A 7,625-nucleotide genomic window follows, 5' to 3' on the forward strand; every position below is an offset into this window, starting at 1 on the left:
TAAGGCCGCGACGGTGACTGGAATTTAGACGTGTGCTCTTTCCATCTAAACATTTTTATGTGAATATTTTAGGATTTTAAATTATTTACATAAAAATGTTTTGATTTTTCATAATTAGAGCAAATAATTGCAACGTGATTGAAGCTTTTGATTTTCATAGGGTAATTCTAATAATTGGCAATAGTAATTAACAAAAAGAATATCATAAACGAAGGCAGAAGGAACAATTGGTTGGGGAGTGATCGAGAGTCGTGGCAACTTTTTAGTATCCCCATCCACTTTTCTCTTATTCTTTCTTCCTTCTTCCTTCTTCCTTCTTTCTTCTTCCTTCTTTTTTAGCGATACTAAAATATTCGCGAGCAAGATGCTCGCACTATCAAATTTATCTTTTCCCTGATGGGTTTAATACCCCAACCTCACCCACGGTATCTAGAATTGGTTGGGTATCATTCGAGGGTTGTCAACTTTTTAGTATCTCCTCTTTCTTCCTTCTTCCTTCTTTCTTCTTCCTTCTTCCTTCTTCAATGCCTATGCTTTATTACAACTTTCACGACTGCACGTACCCCTAAGAATAACCTCATAACTTTCAGGATAAATTCCTGGTGGTAAACGATCCATTTGCAAATTACTAAAAGTTTCCCAGTCGATATCAATGATCGCGCCACACTTTTGACAGCAAAAATGATGATGAGGTTTAACGTTAGCGTCATAACGAGTTACTCCCTCTTCCAACAATACTTCCTTAACTAACCCTACTTCTCGTAACACTGTTAAGGCGCTATAAATAGTTGCCTTGGAAGAAATTGGTAACTCACGGTTGACTTCACTCAGTATCTCCTCTACTGTCGGATGGTCTGAACGAGATAAAAGATTAGCGTAAACTGCAAACCGCTGAGGAGTGATTCTCAGTCCTTTAGATTGCATTTCTTTCTTAATATTTGTTGCAGTATAGTTACTGTTCATTATTTAGGCTTATTAATAGATTTTATACCAACTTCAGATTATAACACATCTCAACAAATATTGGTTGTTAATTTAAAATTAATCTTTTCCTTGACATTTTATTAAATAAGAATTATTCTTAGATATAACAGAGTAAAAGAAAGAATTCAGGAGAACATCATGGACTTGTCCAACTCTAACACCGCCAAAAACTTGTCTGATGCTTTTGGAGGAGAATCAATGGCTAACCGTAAATACCTTTTCTTTGCCGAAGTAACCAAGAAATTGGGCATGGAAGATTTAGCCAAACTTTTCCGGGAAACAGCTAACCAAGAAACTCAACACGCCTTTTCCCACTTTCGCCTACTTCACCCAGAGTTAGTGGTAGACGACCCATCTACTTTGACTGAAGAGCAGAAAAAAGCGATCGCTTCTCGTTGTCTAGAGTTAGCAATTGAAGGAGAGACTTATGAATATACAACTATGTACCCAGAATTTGCCGAACAAGCACGGGTAGATCGTGATAGTGCAGCAGCAGCAGAATTTAAGGAGCAAGAAGAAGAGTCTCGGGAACACGCTTCGATGTTTCGCCAAGCAACTCATAAGTTTGGTTTATTGACTAGCATTGAGCATCATCACGCGGATCAATATACAGAAGCTCTCGAAGGTTTGAATGGTGTTGCACCGAAACAAAAAGCTGCTGGAAAGGAAGCTGCAACCCGTAAATGGATCTGTCGGGTGTGTTCGATGATTTACGATCCAGTTGTTGGCGACTCTGACTCTGGTATTGCTCCTGGTACAGCATTTGAAGATATTCCTGAAGATTGGTCTTGCCCTATTTGTGGAGCGCAGAAGAAATCTTTTGTTCCTTATGAAGAAGCGGTTGCAGCTTAAGTATTTTTTTTGTTGAAGGAAGAGGGAAGAAGGAAGAGGGAAGAGGGAAAAATTGCTTTGTCTGAGTTTTAAGCTTTTTATCTGTCCTAACTTTTCCTTCGACTTCTATATATCAAATCTGACTGATAACTTACTATAAAATCACTGCCATAGGAAAGTAATCTCCAATAGTTTTTGGGGTTGCTTTTCTACATTAGATTTTGCATGATTTTAATTTGTGGTGGAAAAGATAATTTCTGCTGCTTTTGGTAATTTAATGGGTGATGAAATACAGCACTTTGCGACTCTATGAAGTACACCCATCGCGGGCAAGATGCCCGCACTACAAGATTTTCACCATTTACCTCGTACATCATTTGACTGAAATATGCTGTAATTGGTTGGATAGAGATAATATCTTAATTATTCTGAGTTTCACCTTAGTTATCGTTATCAACATTACTATCTGCAAGTTGTTGTTCATATTTGTCATACCAATGTTCAATAACTAGCAAAGATGAATGGATTAACATATCCCAATTATTATCGTTGAATTTAATTTGCTTTATAGCAGGTCTAAAATGCACAATCGAATTACGAATTTTATAGACAAAATTTCCAAGATTTCCCTCTTCTACATTGTTAATATTAGCTTTTACTTGACGAAGTATCTGACGTGCTGAATTGGGAGAATCTTTAATCAGTTTATTTAGTGCTTCATTTTCTTTTGGTTTCCAACCGATATAAGATTCAATATTATCGGCAAAGTTTAATAGGGAATCTTGAATATTTAATTTTGTGTGCAGGTCTTCTAGTTCTGATATGGGAAATAATCTTTCGATACATCTATAGATATCGAGAAATGAATATTTCCAATAAACAGAAACTAAGCTGAGTAGTAAGTTTTCATAAGGTATATTTTTTGAACCTTCAATAAATAGCTTTTCAAATTCATTCAGAGTATTTGATGAAAAATTTAATGAAACCAGTTGACTATTTTTAGCATAAAAACCAGAAATTCTAATCAAAGTTATATCATCTAAATTCAAAAAAGGAGAATTTTCTGGGATTTTATAAACAAAAATTGGTTCAAATAAGTCTCTGACTGTAGAAAAATCATATCCGATTCTTTCTTTTTGAGATGGATAAAAAATTTTATCTGCAATATCATAGGGACTAGCTTTTCGAGCCACTGATATTTTTAATTCAAACAATAAAGCTGTAACTATGCCTGCATTCAATTCTATAAACTGGATGACTTCTTGATTATTTTCTAAATATTCTTGGGAACCAATGGCTACAAAATAATCATTACCACCATATTGAAAAGACGCTGTTGCAAAGTTGGGTAAAATCTGATATTTTTGGTTAATTATTTTTAATTTTTTTAACCATTCTTTTTCTTCATCATCAGTCTCAATATAACGTTTTTTTTGCTCATCTATAACGATGTCTATATTACTTACTTCAAAAAAATCAGCTAATTTATTGAAGATATATTCATTAGCTTCGATCATATTTCTAGACATCTTGGTATCAGTAAGCTCTCCAACATGGTGTCATTGTTTTAACGTCGAAATCTTCTTCTATTAAGACCTTAAAAGCTTCTAAGAAAAACGCTCTTTCAAAGTTAGTAGATTTACCCGTTTTTTTACTAATCAGTTCGTTAAGTGTTGGAAAATCTAAAAAATCACCTATTTCGCTATGTTTCATTTCTTTGACTTTTTCAAACAGTTTATTTGCATTATTTTTAATTTCACTCCATCTTTTATTTTGTTTTTCTAAACAATAATCATTACCAGGTCTACCTTGTACATATAAAGCGATAGAAGTTACAAAACCAATACAAGCTGGATGACTACGAAATAAGTCTTTACCTTTTTTGAAATACCCTTCTTTAGTTGTATCCTCATACGCAGATAGAGCTGAGTCAAAGTCAGCTAGACATCCTATTACTTCATAAAATATATTCGTAAAATTAGGATTAGCTACTGATTCTATAAAGTCTTGTCTCGTAAATTCATCAGCTAATTTCTCTTGTAGGTCAACTTTTTCCTTTCTAGCACCGAAAACTAAAAATAGTTCAATGACTTTATCTGCTTGATACTGACAAGAATTTTTACGTTTCTTTTGATCGTCAACTTTGATGATGTCTATATCTGGAAATTTGGCTTTTAGTTCCTTCAAATTTGCTTGAAAAACAGTTTCAATTTGTCTTCTCAAATTCCAAGGAATTTGTCCTGTATTTAATACTAACATCCGATATATTAAACTATTTACTTGCGATGCTATCCAGAATTCTATCCGAACTTTATTAACACTAATATTAGTATCTTTTTGCGCATCATATAAGGCAGTTGTTCTTTGCATTCCATCAATGATAGATATGCTATTTTCAGAATTATCGTTGATTAAATTTAATAATTTATCTTTATCTAATTTATTAATATTAGATAATTTTTCTGCTGAAGTAATTACTCCTAGAACTATTGGTGGTAGTATAGCTCCTTTTTCCAAGTCTTCAATCATTCTTTTGCGAATCCTGATAGCTGTTCTTGTTTTTAAAGTATCTCTTTGTCCTTCTAAACCTCCTCTATCATTAAAAACTTTTTCTACCATTTCTAAATATTCTGCTACTCTCAACTGAATCATTACAGAATAACAGTTAACTCTTTCATCTTTAAGAATGTCTATATTTGTTGTCATTTATCTTACCTTTTATGCTATATATTTGTAATTCAATTATCAACTTTAATTTAGTCATTAAATCAGCATAGCATATATTGATTTAATCCTACATAAATAATAATGGCTTAACAGCAAAATCTCCTAAAGTCACAGTAAAATTATCCTGCTGTTTTGTCGCTGCAAAATTCACCACAACTTCACAAGCAACAGCAATAGTTAACATTACTAAATTTCTCGCTAATGGATAATCACAAATATCATCATTTACTGGAGAAGGTACTCGATAATTTTCATTCCAAATTATCTCTGAATATTCAGAAGCTAACCCTACATGAAGACAATAAATATTAGCATTGGCACAATAATTTTTCACAGCACTCCGACTAATACTATTATCAAAAGTATCAATCACTAACTCACTTTTTCCTAATAGTTTACCTGCATTTTCTTCAGTTAATTTTTGAATTTGACCATCAATTTTTACTCCTAAAGCACGATAGAGACTATTAGTCAAAATTTTAACCTTAAAAGCTCCCACATCAGAACGATAATAAGGTTGAGTAGATAAGTTACGCTCCTCAATGCGATCGCAATCTATAACCCGTAATTTACTAAACCCAGAACGAGCTAAATTTTCAGTAATATTTGCTCCTAAAGCACCTGCACCACAAATAGTTATTGACAAATTTTTTAGCTTTGTCATAACTTCTGAACTGCGGTAAATTTGTTCGTGAAAAAACATAGTTTGGAAGGAAGAAGGAAGAGGGAAGAAGGAAGAAGGAAGAAATACTAAAGTTGGAAGTAGGAAGTAAGAAGTAAGAAGGAAGGAAAGGGGAAGTTAGAAGGGGTAAAGTTGGAAGTTAAAAGTTATCAATGTTTTGAAGGAAGAAGGAAGAGGGAAGAAGGAAGAAGGACTAAAGTTGGAAATAAGAAGTAAGAAGGAAGGAAAGAATAAGTAGGAAGGACTAAAGTTGAAAATTAAAAGTTATCAACTCGAAGGAAGAAGGGATATAATTTATCAGGAAGAAGTAAGAAGGGGTAAAGATTGCTTGGAGTTTATAGACTTGGAGTAGCTTTTTGGAGACTATCCCTATCTACTTTTTCCTTCTTACTTCCTTCTTCCTTCTTCCTTCTTCCTTCTTACTTATTAATTGGAGTTTGTAGACATGGAGCAGCTTGTAGGAGACTATCCCTATCTACTTTTTCTTTCTTACTTCTTCCTTCTTCATTCTTCCTTCTTACTGATTAAAGGTATTTTAAATTATGGGTAGTCATCGAGAACAATATATATGGAAAAGAGGTGTTAAAATGGCTATTAATTGTTATCAAATAACTCAACATTTTCCCACTTCTGAACTTTACGGTTTAACGAGTCAAATTAGTCGTAGTTGTGTTTCAGTTCCCTCAAATATTGCTGAAGGATATGGCAGAATAAGTAAAGTTGAATATATACGTTTTCTCAGAATTGCTCTAGGTTCTCTCAGAGAGTTAGATACCCAATTAATTATTGCTAAAGCAGTAAATTTAGCTAAACCAGAATTATTTAATTCTATCATTCAAGAAGTTGATGAACTACAACGTCTCATTATAGCCACTATTCGTAAATTAGAAGCATAATTTTCCTCCTTCTTACTTCCTTCTTCCTACTTTCTTGCAACTTCAGTCTTTCCTTCTTCCTGATTCCGTCTTTCCTCCTTCCTTCCTTCTTCCTTCTTCCCTCTTCCTTCTTCCTTCTTTAACAACACCCACTAAAGACTGTAAATCAAAATGTCGATCGCCCCCACTCAGACAAATACCAGCACTCACCACAGTCAAATCATTTTTCTCAATAGCAGAACTATGACGTTCCCCATCCCTTGTCACCCATTCTACTTGCCAATAAGTAGAGCGATCGCGAAAATCCTGCAATTCACCTCCTCCCATTTCTAACGCTTCACGCAGTTGTTTTTCATCCCTTTGTTGTTGCATTTGTTTCATAAACTCTTCTTTTTGTCGCGCTACTAAGTCATAAACTGTTTTCATTTCTGGTGTTATCCCCTTAAACCTGACTTCTTTGAGTGGCGTAATATTTTTGAACGCTTCCCGTAACTGTTCCGCAACAAAAGGATCGGCACGGCGATCGATATCTTCAAACCACCAGGAACTACCATCAAATCTAGCAATTATTGACTCAAACATAGCTCCTTCTGTTACTATATGAACTGCTATAGGTTTAGCAAAACCAAAACGTTGTTTAGCATCAGATTCATTAGTTGGATATGCTAGCCATTTTTGCCCTTTTAATTGACAAGCAAGGAATAATCTAAGAGGTTTTAAAAGTTGGAAATATTCCTCTAATTGAGGCAAATTTGGTTCTTCTACAAATTTTGCTATTTTGTCATTAATTGGTTGAAAAATTCCCCAACCTTCAATTTTTTTAGGTTGAGTTTGAAAGGTATAAACCATTCCTGCTACTTTTGTTTTGACTCGCCCATTTCTTATACAAGGTGCTAGAAATTGAATATTATTTAATTGTGCTTCTTGAGCAGCTAATTTGTTTAATAAATTTCAAATATCTGTCATAGTTTTTGATTTATTGAAGAAGGAAGAAGGAAGAGGGAAAAAGGAAGAAAGAAGAAGGAATAAGTAATATCATGTCTGTTGGTATCGTTTGTGTAAAAGTTAGCGTGGATATCTACAGGAAATTTAAGTTTTTTTCTTGCTCTTAAGCCTTCCTGCCTGTTGCCTGTTGCCTACCTTTGCTATACAATACCGATGCTACCGGACATGATATAATAATGAGTAAATTTGGAAGTTAAAATTTATTAACTGGAAGGAAGATAGTAATATTTAATTTCTGGAGATTTCTATTAGACATCTTCAATTATAAAAAATCAAATCAATTATCGCACAGAAATTATCAATTATTTCCCCCTACTCCCTACTCCCTTTTCCCTCTTTTCTGGAGATGTCTATTTAGCAACAAAGAAATAGTTTGGTATCAAGAATTTTAAGTTTTAACTTCTTAATATTAAATTCCTTTGCTTTGTGAGTAATATCATTTCTAGCATCATTAGAGGCAAACGGCCGTTTACCCCTACAATGTTGACTGTTATTTTTTAATTCAGTATTGAAATTAAAAA

The 7,625-nt window shown here is 33.7% G+C and carries 8 protein-coding genes; 2 read left to right on the forward strand and 6 right to left on the reverse strand.

Features of this window, described 5'->3' with window-relative positions:
• Positions 1 to 114: 114 nt before the first annotated feature.
• Positions 115 to 363 carry a hypothetical protein gene (locus F6K13_RS09940; protein ID WP_124143360.1) on the reverse strand — a complete coding sequence of 83 codons (249 nt, stop codon included), beginning with the start codon at positions 361 to 363 and terminating at the stop codon, positions 115 to 117.
• A gap of 165 nt (positions 364 to 528) precedes the next feature.
• A complete protein-coding gene (locus tag F6K13_RS09945) occupies positions 529 to 924 on the reverse strand; it encodes a Fur family transcriptional regulator (protein ID WP_124143359.1) in 396 nt (131 codons plus the stop codon).
• Between the two features lie 198 nt (positions 925 to 1,122).
• Between F6K13_RS09945 and rd the strand changes: the two genes are divergently transcribed.
• The gene (rd, locus tag F6K13_RS35025) at positions 1,123 to 1,836 is read left to right on the forward strand and encodes a rubredoxin (RefSeq protein ID WP_124143358.1); all 714 of its coding nucleotides are present in this window, start codon (positions 1,123 to 1,125) and stop codon (positions 1,834 to 1,836) included.
• Positions 1,837 to 2,255: 419 nt separating this feature from the next.
• Here rd and F6K13_RS09960 read toward each other — a convergent pair whose 3' ends face one another.
• From F6K13_RS09960 to F6K13_RS09970, 3 genes are all read right to left on the reverse strand, one after another.
• Entirely contained in the window at positions 2,256 to 3,332 is a 1,077-nt protein-coding gene (locus F6K13_RS09960) for a hypothetical protein (protein WP_153183495.1), read from the reverse strand.
• A 19-nt stretch (positions 3,333 to 3,351) separates the two neighbouring features.
• Entirely contained in the window at positions 3,352 to 4,521 is a 1,170-nt protein-coding gene (locus tag F6K13_RS09965) for a hypothetical protein (protein ID WP_124143356.1), read from the reverse strand.
• Between the two features lie 88 nt (positions 4,522 to 4,609).
• Positions 4,610 to 5,245 carry a ThiF family adenylyltransferase gene (locus F6K13_RS09970; RefSeq protein WP_124143355.1) on the reverse strand — a complete coding sequence of 212 codons (636 nt, stop codon included), beginning with the start codon at positions 5,243 to 5,245 and terminating at the stop codon, positions 4,610 to 4,612.
• A gap of 521 nt (positions 5,246 to 5,766) precedes the next feature.
• On the opposite strand from F6K13_RS09970, the gene F6K13_RS09975 reads away from it, so the two are divergent.
• Positions 5,767 to 6,120 (forward strand): four helix bundle protein, encoded by a 354-nt coding sequence (locus F6K13_RS09975; RefSeq protein WP_124143354.1) that lies wholly within the window; start codon positions 5,767 to 5,769, stop codon positions 6,118 to 6,120.
• 42 nt (positions 6,121 to 6,162) lie between these two features.
• Here F6K13_RS09975 and F6K13_RS09980 read toward each other — a convergent pair whose 3' ends face one another.
• Positions 6,163 to 6,948 carry a hypothetical protein gene (locus F6K13_RS09980; protein ID WP_338043128.1) on the reverse strand — a complete coding sequence of 262 codons (786 nt, stop codon included), beginning with the start codon at positions 6,946 to 6,948 and terminating at the stop codon, positions 6,163 to 6,165.
• Positions 6,949 to 7,625 lie beyond the last annotated feature (677 nt).

The sequence above is a fragment of the Okeania sp. SIO2B9 genome (assembly GCF_010672505.1).
GTDB lineage: Bacteria > Cyanobacteriota > Cyanobacteriia > Cyanobacteriales > Microcoleaceae > Okeania > Okeania hirsuta.